Source organism: Ectothiorhodospira shaposhnikovii (genome assembly GCF_016584105.1).
GTDB classification, from domain to species: Bacteria; Pseudomonadota; Gammaproteobacteria; order Ectothiorhodospirales; family Ectothiorhodospiraceae; genus Ectothiorhodospira; species Ectothiorhodospira shaposhnikovii.
This window is the reverse complement of the sequence record NZ_NRSM01000134.1, coordinates 1-277: the sequence shown is the minus strand read 5'-3', so window position 1 is coordinate 277 and position 277 is coordinate 1. Positions and strand designations below refer to the sequence as shown.

Sequence of the window (277 nt, the reverse complement as noted above, 5' to 3'; positions counted from 1 at the left end):
TTGCACGACACCGGGCGAAGCAGCGGGCGAGCGACGTTACCAGGCTAACGATAGAACTCAGCCGGGATACGATCAGCAACATTCGTCGCTTGAGCAAAAAACATCGCAAGACCCAGCGCCAGTTTCTCGAGCTGGCCGTCCATGCGGCAGATGGCCTGCTGGCCGGCCGCTTGGCGGTTAGCAAGGCCGCAGCCCAACCACCCGCCTGCGTCATCTCCCGCCCGACACCACAGGGGCGAGCCAAAGCGCCTGATCAGACTGCCAGCAATACCAACAC

1 protein-coding gene is annotated in these 277 nt (G+C 62.5%); it reads right to left on the bottom strand.

Features of this window, described 5'->3' with window-relative positions; all coding sequences use genetic code 11:
• Positions 1 to 44 precede the first annotated feature (44 nt).
• Positions 45 to 277 (bottom strand): hypothetical protein (locus CKO35_RS17830; protein WP_207143914.1); only part of this gene is annotated, 233 nt, incomplete at its 5' end.